Raw genomic sequence first — 16475 nt, forward strand, 5'->3', positions numbered from 1 at the left:
CCTATGAGCCGATCCCGGTCGGCGGCATCCCCCTCCCCGCCGACATCGCCTCCTGGGCCCTCTCCGCAAAGGGCGGCACCGTCACCAACGCCATAGACGCCATCGCCTACAGCTTCACGGCTCACCTCCACGGCGCCACCACTCACCACCTGCGGTGGGACGCGGTCCTCCACGAAATGCTCTGGGTATGGCGCACCTTCGCCACCAACTACGTCGCCGCCCACTTCGCCGACCACTACGGCAACTTCTGGGACGGCCTCACCTTCGACCAGCTCACCAGCAAGGACGCCACCCAGTTGCTGTCCGCCATGGTCGAGCGCACCACCAAGCAGCTCCCTGACAATGCCAGCGGTACCGCAACCACTCCCACAACCACCACGGAGACCGGCATGATCGCCATGAAGCGAGACGTCAGCGCCACCCGCTCGATGGCGACCTGACTCACGACGAGATCGCCACGCACGCGAAGGAGGCCCACGGCACCACCGACCAGGACGTCATCGACGCCGTCGCCTGGCTGGCCACCGTGGATTTGCTCATCGGCCATCACTCGCTGATCCCATTCCACGTGGTGCGCGAGGACATCGCCGACATGATCGGCGCGGCGTTCCAGAAGCTCGATAAGGACCAGTACGGCACGCTGTGGGACTGGGAAATGCTGGCCCACACCGCAGTTCTGACCGCTGACGAGAACCTGTTCTCCGGCAGCCTGTACGCCAAGGCCGAGAGCAACGGCACCGCCACCGCCCGAACCCGAGTCGGAAGCTTCATCACCGAGCTGGCGGCCCAGCGCATCTGGCCGCACGACACCGACCCGGCCCTGCGGGTCAACCCCGACCGCATGCTCCGCTACTCGGAAGTCGCCTTCGCGCACCGGCAGGTCATGGCCAACGCGCTCGGATTCATCAAGGGCTACACCGGCGAGGCGACTCAGCGGCAGGGTGAGAAGGCGTTCGACTCGCTCGGCGACGACCAGATCAAGGCCCTGCTCGACCACCTCGCCGTCACCATGCCAAAGTAGCAGCTTTTGCCAGCGGTAACGCAAGCGCCGCCCTGCCTGTGATCGGGCGGGGCGTTCCTGTTGACAGAGAGAGGCGACCCCCGATGGCCACCACCACGCCGACCATCATCGATACCACCTAGAACAGCGCCACACCCGTGCAGGTCGGCGAGCAGCTCGTCCGGCTCCTTCACGCCGCGAACGGATGTACCGCTCAGGTCGTCGCACGCGATCCCGGCGTGTTCGGCCACCTCCGCGCGGCACTCCTCGAACTGCTGCGCACGCAGGGCTGGGAACCGAGACGGGCCGAAGAAGCGGTCACGGCCGTGACGCTCGACCCGAACGCGACGCTGCAGGAGACGATGCGGCTGATACAGGCACAAGTCGTGACGCTGGAGACGGCCCAGCAGGTCCGCGTGGCCGCCTGCGCACAGCTTGGCATCAACCCCGACTCGCAGCACGGCCCGCAACTACTGCCGGAGTGGGACGACCCCGAGAGGCAGTGGGTCATCATCTGGCCTGGCGTCGAGTGGACCTACACGTTCCCGTACGGCGGGATCAACGCCGACGGCATCGAGTTCCCCGAGGCCGCGCTGCCGACCGGCGTATGGGTCGAGCGGATCAACGACTACTCCGTATCCGTCAACGCCGGCTGACCCCGTAACGCCAGTGGCCGGACCTGAAGACAGGTCCGGCCACCGCATCAAACCCCCGCGCCACCACAACGCGGACGAAAAAACCAACCAAACGCACGAAGTCGGGCGGTTGGTCCTCCCACCTTAACGCACCGATCCCAGCACATCGAAGAGAGCGAGACCGACATGTTCGACGACGACTTCGGCGCCGAAGCCGAAGCCATCGCGACCGCCAGAATGGACGCCGACCTGGAACAGGCCGCCATGGACGCCGCGGGGGACGCCCTGTACGCCGCCTGCGACGAGATGGGGATCTGCCTGCACGGCATCGTGATGGTCGTGAAGGAAACCCCGGTCGCCATGCCGCCCCGCTACAGGTGCAAGTTCTGCCGTAAGGCCGCGCCCCGGCAGTGGTTCACCGACGACCGGAACTCCTCCTACGCCCGGCTCGAAGAGGCCGGAGTCCTGTGAACCTGTACTCCACCAGCGAGCCGTGCCCCAAGTGCGGCGCCACCGCGAATCAGGACTGCGAGCCCGATTGCGTGCTCATGCAGGACCCGAGCGAATGGTTCGACGACGGGATCTCCGACGCAGACCCGGGCCTGTGACCGGGCTGGCCGAGGGCATCGCCTGGGATCGGCTGCGCGCGGACGAAGATGGGCCGTGCATGGCGGCCGGATGCAACGTCCCGTTCGTGGCCGCCGCAGTAGTCATCGACGGGCACCGATACCGGTTGTGCGACGAGGACGCCGAGCTGATCCCCGGCTACACGCCCAACCTGCTCGACGGGAGCATCACATGACCACGTTCCAGCCCAACCGTGTGGCCAGTCAGATCATCAACCGCTTGGAGGGGGCCGGGTTCACCGTCAAGGTGCCCGACGCTGCGTACGGCGCGTCGTGGGAGCTCGTCCTGGACCAGCCTGGAGCCCGGTGGTTCGGCGTGCTGTATGTGTCGCGCTGGAAGGGCTCGCACGGCTGGGAACCACAGCCCGCCGTGAAGATCAGCAGGAAGGAGCGGGGATGAACCCGCACACGTTAAAGGCCCGCGCCTACATCGCGCACTGGCAGGTCACGCAGGACGGCCAGGCGCTCGTCATGACCCGCGCCGACTGGATGATCCGCGTCGAGTTCAACGGCTCCGCGCCGACAAGGGCGCTCATCCGCAAGCCCGGATCGCCCGAGTGGCGCCACCTCGACCGGCGCGCGATCACCACCCACGTGCGCGGTCACGGCGAGCAGATGTCGATGTTCCGCATCGGTGACCCGGTGAAGGTCGGCCCTAGGTACGGGACCGTCGCCGACATGTACGTCGAAACGCCGACCGCGCAGACGAGCCGGGCTTGCCCGGTCAAACTCGTCGTCGCCTACGCGGACGGGGAGACCTTCACCCCGTACGCCACATCCGCACAACCCTGCCGGGATGCAGAGCTTCAGCCGGTCATCCTCTTCGACTAACCCCCTACCACCACCACAACCACGCGGTACCACAAGCATCTCAAATCGCCAGCGGTACCGCATTCGAAGGAAGGTTATTCAGTCGTGACGACCACCAAACGCCGCCGCACTCGCCCCCGCGCCCGCTGGAGCGAGGAGGACAAGCAGGCGTGGCGCGCCCGTAAGTACCAGGACAAGCAGATCGCCAATGACGCCGTCGTCACGGCCGCCCGGGCGCTGTCCGAGCGGCCGGACCTGATCGACGCGTTCCGGGAGTACGCGGCCCGGGTGCAGGGGCACCGCACGCTGCGCAACGCGCTCGCCATGCTCGCCCAGAACCCGGCCGCCACCCGCGTTCACTCGGCATTCTTCTGGGCGAAGGAGGACCGCGCGGTCGTGAAGACCGCCGAGCCGATGCGGGTCATCGCCCGCCGACGCGGAGGCAACAAGGTCGAAGAGTTCGACAACCCCGAGACCGGCGAGACCGAGGAGATCGACGCTGGCGCGTGGAACGGCTTCACCAGCGAGCGGGTGTTCGACGTCCGCGACACCACGCCGAAGAACCGGCCGTGCAACCACTGCGGCACCCACCCCGGCCTGCGCTGCCCCGACTCCTGCCTCGTCTATGAGCCGGTGCGCGGTACGGCGCCGACCCGTGACGAGGTGCTCGAACTCCTCGACCAGGTGCTCAAGGACGACATCGGCTTCTGCGAGGACGGTGGCGCAGGCGACGAAGACGGGGCCGAGGGCGATGAGTGACACACGCACAGCGCACCCGGACACGATGTCCAGCCGCCCCGATCTGCCGACCTTGCTTCTCCGCATGAGCCTGGCCTGCCCCTACAGCGGCTGCGGCGGCGACTCGATCGTGGCGACCACCGCAGACGGAGGCGAGATCCCCGTCTACATCGCCGAGGAGCACGTGATCAGCGCCTCTGTCGGCGAGGACGACGCCGAGTGCGAGGGATTCGCGTGCTCCGACTGCGGCCGGACGGTGTCCCTGCCGCCCGGCTACACCTTCCAGCGCCCTTAGCCCAAGCGCACGCCATCACAGGGGCGGCGGTCACCGCCGCCCCTCACTTACCCATGCTCGGAAAGGAGCGCATTGATCACGATCAGGCACACCCATGAGGACGGCACGCTCATCCACGGCACTTCCAAGGGTGACGGCGTCTTCGAGATCGTCAGAAAGTGGGAGAACGGCAACTTCCGCTACTTCCCGTCGATGGCCAGGCAAGGGCTGCCGTGCATCGGGCTACGGCACTCGCGTGACCAGGTCGCCGACCGGTGGGCTATCAACGCTGCGGCGAAGGCGCTGCGCGCGGCCGGCTTCGAGGTCGAGGTCGAGATCGACGACACCCCGCGCGACCGCGCCAAGGTCCTGGAAGACAAGGCCGAACGGCTCGAAGACCGCCGCGATGCGCTGGAAACCAAGGCTAACCGGCACGCCAGCGCTGCGGCAGCCGCGCATGACCGGGCAGACCAGATCAGCGAGCGGTTCGCGGGTGGCCAGCCCAAGATCCTTGGCCACCACTCCCAGCGGAGGTACGAGGTCGACCAGAAGCGGATGCACGCCGCGATGAGCAAGTCCGTCCGGGAGGACAAGGCAGCGCAGGAGATCGCGGGCCGCGCCTCGGCGGTCGGGGCGAACATGCGCTACTCGGCGAAGCCCAGCGTGACGAAACGCAGGATCGACAGTGCCATCAACGAGATCAAGCGGATAGACCGGGACCTGGCTGGCTACACCCGCCGCCACCTCGACCACCACGGCAACCCACTTTTCATCGACAAGCACGAGCCCGCGTCCGGGGACCACCGCGAACGGCTGCTCGCCCGCCGCGCCCAGCTCGAAAAGCAACTGGAGTACGACCGGGCACAACTCGAGGCCGCGAAGGCCGCGGGCTGGATCGAGTGGGGGCCGGACAACGTACACGTCGGTGACCTGGTCGAGTACTGGGTGCGCGGACGGAAGCGGCCGGTGCTGAAGGTCAACAAGAAGACCATCGCCGTGCAGTCCGAATACTCGTGGCCGGACAAGGTCGAGTTCTCCAAGATCCTGTCAGTGGAATGCCCGCACGAGGACATGAGCGTCCCGGTAACCGAGCCTCCGTCCGCTGGCCCCGTGACAGCTCCGCACCCAAGCCCGACGCCCGCGCCGCGCAAGATCCAGGTTGCCAAGGTGGACGTGGACGAGCTCACGGCGAAGATCGCGGCGTCCATCCTGGAGGTGCCGCGCGACTCAGACGCGTTCTTCTCGCCGCCCGCCGTGGTCGAACGGGTGCTGGATGCGGCCGAGCTGGAGTCGGGCATGCTCGTGCTGGAGCCCTCTGCGGGGAACGGCGCGCTGGCCAAGGCAGCCGCGGCCGAGGGCTGTGAAGTTCACTGCGTCGAACGGTACCCGGTGCTGTCGCAGAACCTGCTCGACCTCGACGTGGCGGGGATCGTCGGACTGACGACGGGCGACTTCCTAGAGGTGACGCCCGACCAGTACCCGACGAAGTTCGATCGGGTGCTGATGAATCCGCCCTTCTCCAAGGGCCAAGACAAGCAGCACGTCACGCACGCGCTGCGGTTCCTGAAGCCGGACGGACTGCTGGTCGCGGTGATGAGTTCTGGCGTGACCCACCGCCAGAACAAGCACACCCTCGCGTTCAGCGACCTGGTGTGGAAGCGCGGCGGTCACATCACGCCGCTGCCCGACAACGCGTTCGCCATCTCCGGCACGGACGTCCGCACCGTCCTCGTGGTCATCCCCGCGCCCGAGGAGTAGCAGCGAGAGCCCGACGCTGTCGGGCTTGCGCCGCTGGTCAATCGTACGGCCCTGCCTCGCCCGAGGCAGGGCCATTTCCCTTTACTACCTACGGAGAAACCATGTTCGGCTCACTACTGAGCTGGGAAGGTTTGCCGCCCATGCTGCCCTTGCCAGCCCGCGAGACGGCGAACCACACCGCGATGGCCATCGTCGAGGCAATCGACGCGGTGAAGATGCCCCACAAGCCGCACGTCATCGAGAACCCCGTCGCCGAATGGCGCTGGAGGGCGTACTGGGCACCCCCTGTCTACTTCATGGCGATGACCTCCGCCACCGGAGAGACCGTCTACATCCCGGCCCCCGCGCCGGCGCAGATCCCAACCAGCGCGCTCGGCGAGCTGGCCAAGGCCGTCGCACAGACCCGCGCCGCCACGGCCTTCGAGCGGTCCACGTCGGAGGCATCGGGGGCACGCTGATCCGGCACAAGGGCATCGACACCGTCACCGTCGCCGAGATGTTCGCAGGAGTAGGAGGCTCCGGCGACGGCATCAAGCGCGTCCCCGGCACAGAGCTGATCTTCGGCGCGAACCACTTCGAGCCTGCCCAGTGGACGTACATGGAGAACCACCCCGACGTGCAGTTCTGGCTCGGCGACGTACAGAAGCCGGACGCGGTGGAGAAGTTCCCGTACTCCACGTTCTTCTGGGCCTCGCCCGCCTGCCCTCGCTTCTCCACAGCCCGTGGCGACAAGCGGTGGTTCGACAAAGAGAACCAAATGGCGTTGTGGGACCTCGACGACATGACCGAGGACGAGAAAGCCGGGGTCCGCAGCCGGGCGCTGATGGAGAAGGTCGTCACGTACCTGCGGTACTGCCAGGAACGCTATGGGCGGCCGGTGCTCGGCTTCGGCGTGGAAAACGTGATCCAAGCATGCTTGTGGGTTCACTGGGACCGCTGGATCAGGGAGCTGCGGAAGCTCGGCTACATCATCCAGGTGCACGCGCTCAACGCCATGCACGCCCAAGGACGTACCACCCAGCTCACTCCGCAGTCGCGAGACCGACTGATGGTGTCGGCCGTCCACGAGTCGGTGGGCCGCGTCCCGAACTACCCCAAGTGGTTCGACCCCTTCGCCTGGTGCCTCAAGCACCAGGGGTGGATCCAGGCCCGGCAGGCGTGGAAGACACCCGGGCAGGACATGGGTGCCTACGGCAAGCACGGCCAATACCTGTACGTGTGTCCGCAGCCCTCGTGCGGCAACCAAGAGGTGAAGCCTCCCGCGCTGCGCGGCGGCAACGATCGACTGGACCGACCTCGGCACGCCTATCGGCAGCCGCAAGAAGACGAAGGCCAAGCCAGAGGGCATGGCACCGAAGACGCTCGACCGCGTCCGCGCTGGTGTGATGAAGCACTGGATCACGCCGTTCCTGTCGCCCGCGGGCGGCACCTGGAACGACGACCCAACGAGCGTGATCGACCCGGCGCGGACGTTGACCACGCGGGAGTCGCAGGCCCTCGTCGTCCCATGCGAAGGCCGCGAAGGCAAGATGGCGCGGCCAGCCAGCGACCCCAAGCGGACCAGCACGACCCGCCTGGAAGACGCCGTTGCTTTCCCTCCGGACTCGTTCCTCAGCCTGTTCCGATCCGACCGAGTGCGGCCGTTCGACCCGTCCACGGACCCCACGGCAACGCTGGTCGCGGACGGCTCCAACCACGCGCTCGTGTCCAAGCCGGACATGGAGCCGCTCGTGTTCCCGATGCGCGGCGGCGGCGACGCCCTGAAGTCGAGGCCCGCGTTCGAGGACCCCGCGCACTGCGTCACCGCGAGCGGCTTCTACCACGGGCTCGGCGTGCACCCCGACTGGGCGCCGCCCGCGTTTCTGATGCGCAACAACGGCAGCAGGGGTGATGGGAAGGAACACTGCACCAGCGCGGGAGAGCCCGCGCGGACCATCACGTCCACGGGGCACCAGTCGCTGGTCAGCGTGCCGGACGGGTTGAGATCCCTTCTCATGGCCTACTACGGCAACGGCGGAACCACGCCGACAAGCGAACCGGTGGGCACCCTGCCGACCCGCGACCGGTGGGCGTTGATCGCCACCAGTGGCGAGATCACCCCGGACATGATCGACGTGTCGCCGATCCTGTTCCGGATGCTTAAACTGCACGAGCTGCGCAGGGCGCAGAGCTTCCCCGACGACTACAAGTTCGTCGCCAACAGCCAGCGGCACAAGGTCCGGCTCATCGGGAACGCCGTGCCGCCGCCCATGGCAGAGATCCTCGCCTGCGCCGTCATCGAAGCGATCGTCGGTACGGAGTTCGACCGGTTCGCCCACGACTACACCCTCGTCGCCTAACGCCAGTAATACCGCTGGCAGAAAGAAGAGTCCACCATGAACGCACCGGAATGGTCGTCTTCGGATACGACCTCGGCGGACCCGCCGAACCCCTCGGCTGGAAGTTCCCCACTCGCCACGGCCACCCGGCCGTGGACTGGTTCAACCCGTCCGACCCCGACGAGCTCTACTTCGGCGAACAGGCCGCAGCCCACCTCGTCACGCTCAAGGGCGAACGCCCGATCCGTGACGGCGAAGACGGCGACCTGGCTGAAGACCTGTGGGGCGTTCACCTGGTTTGGTACGGCAGCGAGCACCGTGAGGGATGGATACTGGCCACGCACCGCACCATCGCGTCTGACCGGAACGCGGCTGAGCGTATGGACCTCCGAGAGTTCGTCGAGTGCGAGGACGACTGCACTGCGGCGCTGAGGGCCGCACTCGACGCGCTGGGCATTCCCGAGTCTGCCGCGCCGTCATGGCTCCTGGTCGCCCGGAAGTCCTAGCCAAGGATCACATTACGCCAGCGGTACCGCATACGATCATGCCCGCCCCGGCCTGGGGCGGGCATCCCATCCCAGCAAGGAGAGAAAGACCAGTGAGCACCGTCAACTCCTACGAGCACGACCACGACCACGATGGCCGCATCTGGCTCGTCGGAGACAACGGCACCATCCCCGTACCCGGGCTGGACAAGTGGCGCTTCCACGCGCCCAACGCGTGCGCCGTGGTGCACGAGCTGAACACGGCCTTGAAGTTCGGTCGACTGAACGGCGGCACCTCCCGCTACCGCGCCGCCACCAACACCGTGTACGTGCTCAGCACGAAGCGGCCCCGCAGGCGGCTGCCCCTGAAGCTGACGCGCGGCCAGGCCAAGGCGGTCGCGGTCGAGCTGGCCGCCGCTGCCCTGATCGGGGCGGCGTCATGAGCAGAGAGAAGATGCAGGCAGCGGCGAAGATCCTGCGAGAGGTCGCCGCCGGCACGAGCCCGGTTCCGTGGAAGGCCAGCGGCAATCACCTGGATGGGCCGAAGGGTGCGGTGGCCATCGCCTACCAGTGCTTCGCCGACGCCCGCTGGATGATGCTCGTGGACTCCGGCCTGGCCGAGCCGCTCGCGAACTGGCTGGAGGACGCCGCTGACACATGGCGGCAGCAGGTGCGGGAAAGCGACGGCAAGCACGAAGAGTGCGGCGGCCGAGTGAACGACGACGACCCGGATCGCTGCTGGTGTTTCGAGTACCCGTCCGCAGCTGCCCAGCACATCCTCGATCGGGCGGGCCGGGCTGAACCGGCTCCCGTCTAGGAATGATCATGTGGGCGCCGCTTCACATGACGCCGCCCTCGACCGAGTCGATCCGCGCGCACATCCGCGCGGGCCGGCTCGGCGCGATCACCAGCCCAGCCCAGGGCAACGTGATCGAAGAGGGCTGGCAGTTCTGCATCGACAACGGCGCGTTCGCCGGGACCTACCCCGGCGATGACGCCTACCTAGCCATGCTGCGCAAGCTCCGCCACCTGCGCGAATGGTGTCTGTTCGCGGTCGCCCCCGATGTGCCTGGCCACCACCCACGCACGTGGGCCCGGTCGCGCGACATGCTGCGCCGCATCCGCGACCTCGGCTTTCCGGCCGGGTTCGCCTTGCAGGACTACGCCGACGTGGACCGCGACCCGGTCGAGCTGTACGACGAGTTCGACTGCCTGTTCATCGCCGGGACCACCCCGTTCAAGCTGTCGCCGGTCGCCGCCGCGTTCGCCCAGGCCGCGGCCGATCACGGCCGGCTCGTTCACATGGGTCGGGTGAACAGCCTGCGACGGTACTGGTTACGCCGCCCGGACCGGCTGCGACAGCGTGGACGGCACCTACATGCGGTACGCGCCCGACAAGAACCTACTCGACGTGCTCGCGTGGCGGCGGGTCGTCGAGCGGTCCGACCAGCGGCTTTTCGACCTCGATACGCCGGTCGGCGACATCACCGATTCCTCCTACCTGCTGACCACGGCTGGGCCGGGCCGCAGCGTGCGGCCCGTACAACGCAAGCCCGACCTATCCGTTCGGCAGGAGGTTCTGTTCTAGGGAGAAGATCATGACTTATCTCGACAGTAAGATCTGCCCGCCGTGCGGGCGCTCGCTCACCGTGTGCCGCCACTCCTTTCTCGGCCACCTCGCCGCCCGCGCGGAAGGCGAAACCTGGTTCTGGTCGCTCGTCATGCCGCTCAACGTGATCCAGCTGACCGTCTGGGCGGCCCACACGGCAGCGATCGAGTGGCACAAGCTGATCGGCGCGCTCGTCGAGGCCGAGGGCCTGACGTGGAAGGAGGCGCACGTGAAGGCCGCCGCGATGATCGAGGAGGTCCGGCCGTGACACTGGCGGGTGAGCTGCCGAAAATGCGGAAGGCTAAGAAGGCGAAGTTCGAAACATTTCGGGAGTTGTGGGCGGCAAAGGAACCGGTCTCGTCGATCGCGAAGAGGCTCGGTGTCACGGACCGGACGGTTGAGCGATACCGGTCCCACCTGGAAGGCCCTCGCAGGGCCGACTACTACGCGCTGTGGATGCCGCTCGTGCTGGAGCACCTGCGCCGCTACCCCGACTCTTGGTTCACCGACGGAGAGCTGTCCAGGGTCCTGCTTAATCGCGACAACGTGCTGAGGTGCACGCTGGAGCGCATGACGCGGGAGGGCCTGGCCGTCTCGGAGCATCGCACCGTCAACGCTCGCGGCTACAGGGCCGAACAGGGAGTTTGGTGGTGGCGACTCGCGTGTACGGACGAGTCCCCGTGAGCGGGGTGTGCTCGTGCTGCCGCGAACGCGCTGTCCAGGTGAGGAAGCGCGGCTGGTGTAGAGCCTGCGCCGACCGGTGGAAGCGCGCGGGCCGGCCCGCCGCAGGACCACCCGATCCCAGCAAGGGCGGGCGACCTCGAGACCCCGTCACCGATGAGCGTGTGGCCCAGACCAGGCTGGCGCTGGCCAGCGGGGTAACGCTGGCGGAACTGGCCGAGCGGTTCGGCGTGACGCACCAGACGGTCATGTACTACCGAGACCGGGAGGGCGTATGACTGAGGTTCGCGGTGCGGCGGCCCGGCACCGCTTGTGGCAGAAGGCGGGTAGGCCCGCGGGCGTGTGGTGCATCCTGATCAACCAGCCTGGCCATCTCGGTGGAGGGTACGGTGCCGTCGAGGAAACCGAAGGCTGCCAGGTGACCGTGTTGTTCCGCCGTCTCGACGGCCCCGAAGGCCGATCCATCAAGCGCGGCGCGTGTCTCGGCTGCGACTGGGAAGGCCCTGACCGGGCAGCGATCAACTCGGCGATCGAGGATGCCCACGATCACGCCTTTCCTGGCTGGCGGACGCTGCCTGCCGTGGTGCGGAAGCCTCGCCCGGACTGGTTGGGAGAGGTGTCGCGTGTCTACCCGTCCGGCTGGTTCCAGTCGGGCGGGCCGATCATCACAGTTCGAGGCCAGGACAGGATGCATCGCCCTTGTGCGGCGCCGGGCGGCGGCTATGACATGGCGTCGCCTTACGAATGGCCGTCGAAGACGAAGCGAGCGAGACAGGCGACGGCGTACCAGCCGTCACTACTCGATTAAGCATCATCTTTTGCCAGCGGTACCTATGGCGAAATGGGCTACGCTGATCCTTTACGCATGGAAGGAACGGGAGAACCAACATGACGCAGAAGACGAAGAGGACGAAGGCCGACGTTGCTGCGGCTCTGAGCATGCCGACCACGACCCTGAACGCCCTGCTCGACTACATCAAGGCGGAGGTGGCGGCTGGGAACGAAGTGCAGTTCAAGGGGTTCGGCACGTTCAAGCCGATCCTGTCGGCGGCGCGTGACGTGCGCGTGCCGTCCACGGAAGAGACGGTTCGGGCCGAGGCCAAGTTCCGTCCGAAGTTCGATGCCGGCACCGGCTTCAAGGCCGCTGTGGCAGAGCTGGCACCGTAGATCGAACAGGGAGTGGCGAGGGGCGCGCGTCGATCACGACCCGTGCCCCTCGTCGTATCCGAGACACTGTCGGCTCAGGCCGGAGGCAACGTCTCCAGATGATCAAGGCAGTCGCTGAGCGCCTCATCGATCACTTCGCTGGCCGTCCGAGACTGCTGCGCACACACCGATACCAAGCGAGCCCTCGTGTTCGTCGTGAGCCTCGCAGTCGCGGAGGTCGTCCCGCCGTGTGCGTTTGCCCTTCCCGTTCTCGGCAGAGCCACAGGGGAATCAGCAGGCATCGTCTCTGGCACCCCATGTCGAGAGGCGTATCTGTTGATCGATTCCTCCACCACGCTTTGGGCGGTTCTCTTGAGGCGCTTCGACTCGCGTCCCAGTCGCTCGCTCGTCGCGTCTTTGATCAGCACTTTGGTGAAGTGCCTTGTGGGTGGACGTTCCGGGGCGGTGTGCTCGCCCGGCACGCTCTGTTGATCGAACCAGGCGTTGAGCGCCTCGACGACGGCTTCACTGCCACCCAGGCCGAGCCGCGACGCCGCGGCGGCGAGCCGTGCCCTCGTGTTCCTTGTGAGGCGCACTGTCGCCTTCACGGTGTCTTCGTCGAAAGTGCGATTTTCAATGGGGCGCGGCAACGTCAGGTCGGCACCAGCGGGCATCTCCTTGCGGATTCCGTGCTGGTCGGCAAGAAAGTTGATCGCCGCTTCCCAGATGTCTTGGACGCCCTTGCCAGTGTGGTCGACGGCGGCAGTAAGGCGGTCGTCCGTGTCCTGGTCGAGGCGTGCGGTCGTGCTGTGCAAGTTGGTCCACTGAACTTCGCGGACGCGGAGTCGTCTCTCAGCGTGTCCTGCCTGCGCTGCCGCTGGCGAACTGCCGGGCTCGACGAATGAGACCGACTGTGGATCGGGCTGCTTGCGAGGCATGGGTACGCGCTCCAGTGGTGGCGGCGGGGCGGGCTGGTTGCTGTGCCCCAGCGTATTGTGCCGCCGTCCCACTAACGCAATCCACCATGTCCAATTTGTCCGATTTGCAAAGGCTCAGCCCTGTCTCCTATAGGTATAAAGGCATCCGCTAGTCCGCTAGCATCAAGAGAGCCTGAAAGTCCCCTCCGACCACCACAGCACCGCACAGGCACACAGCAGAAAACGCCAGCGGAACCGCAATCGAAAGGACGAAATGAGTAACACCGCCACAGACCAGCCATGCCGCGAAATCTTCAGCATGCTGGCCTACCGCTGGGACATCATCGCGGCCCTCGCCCTCGTCGAAGGCCGCGAACCCAACGCCACCATCGGAGTCGCGGACGCAACCAGGTGGCTGCCCCTGATCGTCATCAACCAAGCTCACGCCGCCACCGTGGACCTCAACAAGCCGGTCCTGGTCGTCGCCGTGCACGACCCCAAGAAGCCCGACGACCCCTTCGCTGGCTACCTCACCATCGACGGCTGGCACCGCATTTACCGCGCCGCCCAAGAAGACGTCGCAACGCTGCCCGCCCACCTCCTCACCACTGAAGAGGAGAAGCAGATCCGCCTATCAGGCGGCGACATCCGCTGACAGGAAACGGACATGCGCATGCAAGCGTTCCACGGCGACCCCTACGAGTACACCGTCGCAGGAAGCCCCGTCGCTGTATCACGACACGACGACGGCGACACGATTTACATCGATCCGCTGCCCGGCGGCCGGACCCTCGACGGCAGCCTCACCGAAATGACCCTCGACCAGGCCGAGAAGCTGAAGCGCTCCCTGGCCGCGGCCCTCACCCAGGAAGAAACATGATGAATCCCCGACTGCCTATGCACTACCAGGAAGCCGTGAACGAGCTCACGGCCGACACCATCGTCGAGAAGATGGCCGCGTACATGCCCGACAAGCCCGACGAGGAGTTCGTCGACGCCAACGGCAACTGCGCTACGACTTCATGCGGGCCGCCGCCGAGGGGTACATCCGGGCAGGCGGCCAGCACCGGGGCCCGGTGGGCGCGGTCGGGCACGCGATGCTGCGTCTGCGCGCGAACGTAGCTCCGGCCGACGCACCCACTCCCGTGGCCGCCGAACCGTCCGAGGCGCCGCAAGAGGCCGCGGCCCAGCCCCGGGAACCGGCACCGGCCCCGACCGCCGTAGCCGACCCGCCCACCTGCCTCCACGGCCACGACTGCCAGCACCAGCGATGCGAGCGGTACGGCTGTGAGGAAAGCGACTGCTGCCGATGAGCACAGCGAACCGCCAGGCGACAGCCGCCAAGCACCTGGCCGTCCTAGTCGAGACGCTGGGGCGTTTCCTCACGACGGTCGAGGGTGGCCGGTGGGACCCGGCCCTGGACCGGCTGATGGAGATCCGCGAGCGGTCCGTGTTCCTGTCGGAGCAGATCGCGCCGACTCGGGTGGATCAGACCCGACTACTAGCCGAATCCCGCGCCCAGATCCCGAAGGAATGGGCCAACCGCCTCATCACGTATCTGCAGGGAGACACCCATGCCTGACAAGACCCGCAACCTGCTGCCCGAGCAGCAGCAGCCCGACGAGGACCAGAGCGCCTTCCACCAGCGGCGCCGCCCGTGGACCGCAATGACCCACGCCGGCACGGAGATCAAGACCTGCCGTTCCCGCGTCGCGACCGCCCTCGACATGCTGCGCGGCCAACTGAGCGGCCCGTCCGCTTATCCCGTCCCCGAACTCCCAGCGGGCCCGCGTCCAGGAATGGGAGCAGAAGCTGTCCGTCATCCTCTTCGAGCTGGACACGATCGACGTGGACGCGTGGAAGTCGCCGATTCGTGACGAGACCGCCTACCAGCCGGAGCAGCAGTGAGGCTGTACCGAGCCAAGCTGATCGAGCTGCTGACCGACCCCGGGCAGCTTGCGCTTGAGCCTGAGCACGCCGAGCAGCTCGTTGGCCAGATGGAAGATGTGATCTTCGGCTACGGGTACGACATCGTCCTCAAGAGGATGCCCGAGGAGCGGCCTAGGGCGACCGTGTTCGGTCCCACACATACCATGGCGAGCCGGGAACTCGTCGAGGGCGTCATCGTACGGCGGTACACCGCGCTGGCCCGCGGCGGAACGGTGTGGTCGGAGATGCCGTGCTGCTCGCGCTGGGCGCACCTGAAGGCGGACCCGTTGCTGGAGTTCGCGGTGCGGTGCCAGCCGTGCGGCCTCGACTACACGGCGGTGCTCGTAGACGAGAGCGACGGCGGCTATCTGGCCGTGTTCACCATCGAGGTGGACGAGGCCCCCGTCATGTCCCGGCGCCGACCGAACGCGAGGACGATCGGCTAGCCTGCTCATCACGGCCGTTGGCCGTTTCTCACACGCGAAGGCCCTGAACCCCCTCCGGGGCTCAGGGCCTTCGTCGTCTTCGTACGGCGCGGCCACTTCACAGCCTCGCCGGGCATCGCGGTCCCGATAGGTGTACGAGTTGTCGGGGCGGCGGGTACCGTGGTCGCGTGACTGCATCCCTAGACGGCCCAGAAGTCCAGAACCCGACCCCCGGCGAGCGAGTCGCCGCCGGCGTGCTGGCCGACATCGAGGCGGGCCGGCTCAAGCACGGAGACCAGCTTCCAGCCGAGCCCGAGCTTCAAGCGGAGTACGGCGTTGGCCGTGCGGCCGTCCGCTCGGGCCTAGACCGTCTGCGGCAGCAGGGACTGATCGTCACCGTCCACGGCAGCGGAAGCTTCGTCGCCAGGCCCGGACAGCAGCAGCCCCCCATGTCCTCCACCGCCCGCATGCTGAAGGACATTCGCGACGGCATCGCGGAGGGGCGGCTGAAGGAGGGTGACCAGCTTCCCAAGGAGCCGGAGCTGATGGCCACGTACAACCTGTCGTCGCCAGCGATCCGGGCGGCGCTGCGTGAGTTGCGTGAGGAAGGGCTGATCCACTCACGAGGCCGGCTCGGCAGATTCGTCGGGCCGCAGGGTATCCCCGTGCGGCGGGAACCTACGAAGGGCCAGACGATCGCCGAGGAGATCACCTCCCAAATCCGTGCAGGCCGCTACCTCCCAGGGGAGTCCCTGCCGGGAGAGTCGTCGCTCGCTGAGAAGTTCGGCGTGGCTCGCAAGGTGGTGCGGGCGGCTCTTGCGCTGTTGCGGGAGCGGGATCTCGTCGAAACGGTTGCGCCGAAGGGCACGTTCGTCAAGCCGCGTAGCTAGGACTGCCGGTTGGCTTGGCGGTACCCGCGCTGGTAGGCGACATGTGCGAGTCGTCGGGCGCCGCCGAGCGCGGCTGTCGCGACGACGCTGACCAAGGCGAGCACGGCTAGTACGGCAGCCGCATTTCGCTGTGTGAGCTGGGCTGATGCGTGGAGTCGATGCGATCTTGTGATGGCTTTCGGCGCTCATGAGAGCAGCCGCCCATGATCATGTCTGTGTGAAGAGAACAAGATC

The 16475-nt window shown here is 67.0% G+C and carries 28 protein-coding genes and 1 pseudogene; 28 read left to right on the forward strand and 1 reads right to left on the reverse strand.

Annotated features, from left to right (window positions below; genetic code table 11):
* From E1294_RS53635 to E1294_RS45290, 21 genes and pseudogenes are all read left to right on the forward strand, one after another.
* Positions 1 to 440, forward strand: a 440-nt coding sequence (locus tag E1294_RS53635) for a hypothetical protein (RefSeq protein ID WP_165977845.1), incomplete at its 5' end; no start/stop codon positions are given.
* Positions 441 to 526: 86 nt separating this feature from the next.
* Positions 527 to 1021 carry a hypothetical protein gene (locus E1294_RS45200; protein ID WP_132517841.1) on the forward strand — a complete coding sequence of 165 codons (495 nt, stop codon included), beginning with the start codon at positions 527 to 529 and terminating at the stop codon, positions 1019 to 1021.
* A gap of 137 nt (positions 1022 to 1158) precedes the next feature.
* Positions 1159 to 1656, forward strand: a complete 498-nt coding sequence (locus E1294_RS45205) for a hypothetical protein (RefSeq protein WP_132517843.1) — start codon at positions 1159 to 1161, stop codon at positions 1654 to 1656.
* A gap of 165 nt (positions 1657 to 1821) precedes the next feature.
* Positions 1822 to 2106: a hypothetical protein gene (locus E1294_RS45210; protein ID WP_132517845.1), complete on the forward strand. Its 285-nt coding sequence runs from the start codon at positions 1822 to 1824 to the stop codon at positions 2104 to 2106.
* 133 nt (positions 2107 to 2239) lie between these two features.
* Positions 2240 to 2437 carry a hypothetical protein gene (locus tag E1294_RS45215; protein ID WP_132517847.1) on the forward strand — a complete coding sequence of 66 codons (198 nt, stop codon included), beginning with the start codon at positions 2240 to 2242 and terminating at the stop codon, positions 2435 to 2437.
* A complete protein-coding gene (locus E1294_RS45220; RefSeq protein ID WP_132517849.1) occupies positions 2434 to 2661 on the forward strand; it encodes a hypothetical protein in 228 nt (75 codons plus the stop codon). Before E1294_RS45215 ends, E1294_RS45220 begins: the two co-directional genes overlap by 4 nt.
* Positions 2658 to 3092: a hypothetical protein gene (locus E1294_RS45225; RefSeq protein WP_132517851.1), complete on the forward strand. Its 435-nt coding sequence runs from the start codon at positions 2658 to 2660 to the stop codon at positions 3090 to 3092. Before E1294_RS45220 ends, E1294_RS45225 begins: the two co-directional genes overlap by 4 nt.
* A gap of 84 nt (positions 3093 to 3176) precedes the next feature.
* The gene (locus tag E1294_RS45230; RefSeq protein WP_132517853.1) at positions 3177 to 3830 is read left to right on the forward strand and encodes a hypothetical protein; all 654 of its coding nucleotides are present in this window, start codon (positions 3177 to 3179) and stop codon (positions 3828 to 3830) included.
* On the forward strand, positions 3823 to 4104 hold the full coding sequence (locus tag E1294_RS45235) for a hypothetical protein (protein WP_132517855.1): 282 nt from the start codon (positions 3823 to 3825) through the stop codon (positions 4102 to 4104). Before E1294_RS45230 ends, E1294_RS45235 begins: the two co-directional genes overlap by 8 nt.
* A 72-nt stretch (positions 4105 to 4176) precedes the next feature.
* Positions 4177 to 5841, forward strand: a complete 1665-nt coding sequence (locus E1294_RS45240; protein WP_132517857.1) for a DUF3560 domain-containing protein — start codon at positions 4177 to 4179, stop codon at positions 5839 to 5841.
* Between the two features lie 140 nt (positions 5842 to 5981).
* Positions 5982 to 6299 carry a hypothetical protein gene (locus tag E1294_RS53640; protein WP_165977846.1) on the forward strand — a complete coding sequence of 106 codons (318 nt, stop codon included), beginning with the start codon at positions 5982 to 5984 and terminating at the stop codon, positions 6297 to 6299.
* Positions 6300 to 6337: 38 nt separating this feature from the next.
* Positions 6338 to 6604, forward strand: a pseudogene (locus E1294_RS58540) (DNA cytosine methyltransferase); the annotation flags it as partial.
* Positions 6605 to 7187: 583 nt separating this feature from the next.
* Positions 7188 to 8180 carry a DNA cytosine methyltransferase gene (locus tag E1294_RS56680; protein WP_132517859.1) on the forward strand — a complete coding sequence of 331 codons (993 nt, stop codon included), beginning with the start codon at positions 7188 to 7190 and terminating at the stop codon, positions 8178 to 8180.
* A 50-nt stretch (positions 8181 to 8230) separates the two neighbouring features.
* Positions 8231 to 8665 carry a hypothetical protein gene (locus E1294_RS45255; protein WP_132517861.1) on the forward strand — a complete coding sequence of 145 codons (435 nt, stop codon included), beginning with the start codon at positions 8231 to 8233 and terminating at the stop codon, positions 8663 to 8665.
* Positions 8666 to 8757: 92 nt separating this feature from the next.
* Complete coding sequence (locus E1294_RS45260; RefSeq protein ID WP_132517863.1) at positions 8758 to 9087, forward strand: hypothetical protein; 330 nt, start codon at positions 8758 to 8760, stop codon at positions 9085 to 9087.
* The gene (locus E1294_RS45265; RefSeq protein ID WP_132517865.1) at positions 9084 to 9461 is read left to right on the forward strand and encodes a hypothetical protein; all 378 of its coding nucleotides are present in this window, start codon (positions 9084 to 9086) and stop codon (positions 9459 to 9461) included. The genes E1294_RS45260 and E1294_RS45265 overlap by 4 nt, the downstream gene beginning before the upstream one ends.
* A 2-nt stretch (positions 9462 to 9463) precedes the next feature.
* Complete coding sequence (locus tag E1294_RS45270) at positions 9464 to 10246, forward strand: hypothetical protein (protein WP_132517867.1); 783 nt, start codon at positions 9464 to 9466, stop codon at positions 10244 to 10246.
* The gene (locus E1294_RS45275) at positions 10243 to 10521 is read left to right on the forward strand and encodes a hypothetical protein (protein WP_132517869.1); all 279 of its coding nucleotides are present in this window, start codon (positions 10243 to 10245) and stop codon (positions 10519 to 10521) included. The genes E1294_RS45270 and E1294_RS45275 overlap by 4 nt, the downstream gene beginning before the upstream one ends.
* Positions 10522 to 10544: 23 nt before the next feature.
* Positions 10545 to 10937, forward strand: a complete 393-nt coding sequence (locus E1294_RS45280; RefSeq protein WP_165977849.1) for a hypothetical protein — start codon at positions 10545 to 10547, stop codon at positions 10935 to 10937.
* Positions 10938 to 11208: 271 nt separating this feature from the next.
* A complete protein-coding gene (locus E1294_RS45285) occupies positions 11209 to 11742 on the forward strand; it encodes a DUF6349 family protein (RefSeq protein WP_132517873.1) in 534 nt (177 codons plus the stop codon).
* 80 nt (positions 11743 to 11822) lie between these two features.
* Entirely contained in the window at positions 11823 to 12101 is a 279-nt protein-coding gene (locus tag E1294_RS45290; RefSeq protein ID WP_132517875.1) for an HU family DNA-binding protein, read from the forward strand.
* A gap of 74 nt (positions 12102 to 12175) precedes the next feature.
* On the opposite strand, the gene E1294_RS45295 is transcribed toward E1294_RS45290, so the two are convergent.
* Positions 12176 to 12895 carry a hypothetical protein gene (locus tag E1294_RS45295; RefSeq protein WP_132517877.1) on the reverse strand — a complete coding sequence of 240 codons (720 nt, stop codon included), beginning with the start codon at positions 12893 to 12895 and terminating at the stop codon, positions 12176 to 12178.
* Positions 12896 to 13271: 376 nt separating this feature from the next.
* Here E1294_RS45295 and E1294_RS45300 point away from each other — a divergent pair, with 376 nt between their 5' ends.
* The 7 genes from E1294_RS45300 to E1294_RS45330 all read left to right on the forward strand — a co-directional run bounded on the left by E1294_RS45300 (position 13272) and on the right by E1294_RS45330 (position 16241).
* Entirely contained in the window at positions 13272 to 13652 is a 381-nt protein-coding gene (locus tag E1294_RS45300) for a hypothetical protein (RefSeq protein ID WP_132517879.1), read from the forward strand.
* A gap of 12 nt (positions 13653 to 13664) precedes the next feature.
* Positions 13665 to 13877 (forward strand): hypothetical protein, encoded by a 213-nt coding sequence (locus tag E1294_RS45305; RefSeq protein ID WP_132517881.1) that lies wholly within the window; start codon positions 13665 to 13667, stop codon positions 13875 to 13877.
* Between the two features lie 35 nt (positions 13878 to 13912).
* A complete protein-coding gene (locus tag E1294_RS45310) occupies positions 13913 to 14119 on the forward strand; it encodes a hypothetical protein (protein ID WP_132517883.1) in 207 nt (68 codons plus the stop codon).
* A gap of 187 nt (positions 14120 to 14306) precedes the next feature.
* Positions 14307 to 14579 (forward strand): hypothetical protein, encoded by a 273-nt coding sequence (locus E1294_RS45315; RefSeq protein ID WP_132517885.1) that lies wholly within the window; start codon positions 14307 to 14309, stop codon positions 14577 to 14579.
* Entirely contained in the window at positions 14572 to 14874 is a 303-nt protein-coding gene (locus E1294_RS45320; RefSeq protein WP_132517887.1) for a hypothetical protein, read from the forward strand. The genes E1294_RS45315 and E1294_RS45320 overlap by 8 nt, the downstream gene beginning before the upstream one ends.
* Positions 14875 to 14901: 27 nt before the next feature.
* Positions 14902 to 15372: an RING finger protein gene (locus E1294_RS45325; RefSeq protein ID WP_132517889.1), complete on the forward strand. Its 471-nt coding sequence runs from the start codon at positions 14902 to 14904 to the stop codon at positions 15370 to 15372.
* 167 nt (positions 15373 to 15539) lie between these two features.
* Positions 15540 to 16241, forward strand: coding sequence for a GntR family transcriptional regulator (locus tag E1294_RS45330; protein ID WP_132517891.1), 702 nt, complete (start codon positions 15540 to 15542; stop codon positions 16239 to 16241).
* The last annotated feature ends 234 nt before the right edge of the window (positions 16242 to 16475 follow it).

This window comes from Nonomuraea diastatica (assembly GCF_004349015.1).
GTDB lineage: Bacteria > Actinomycetota > Actinomycetes > Streptosporangiales > Streptosporangiaceae > Nonomuraea > Nonomuraea diastatica.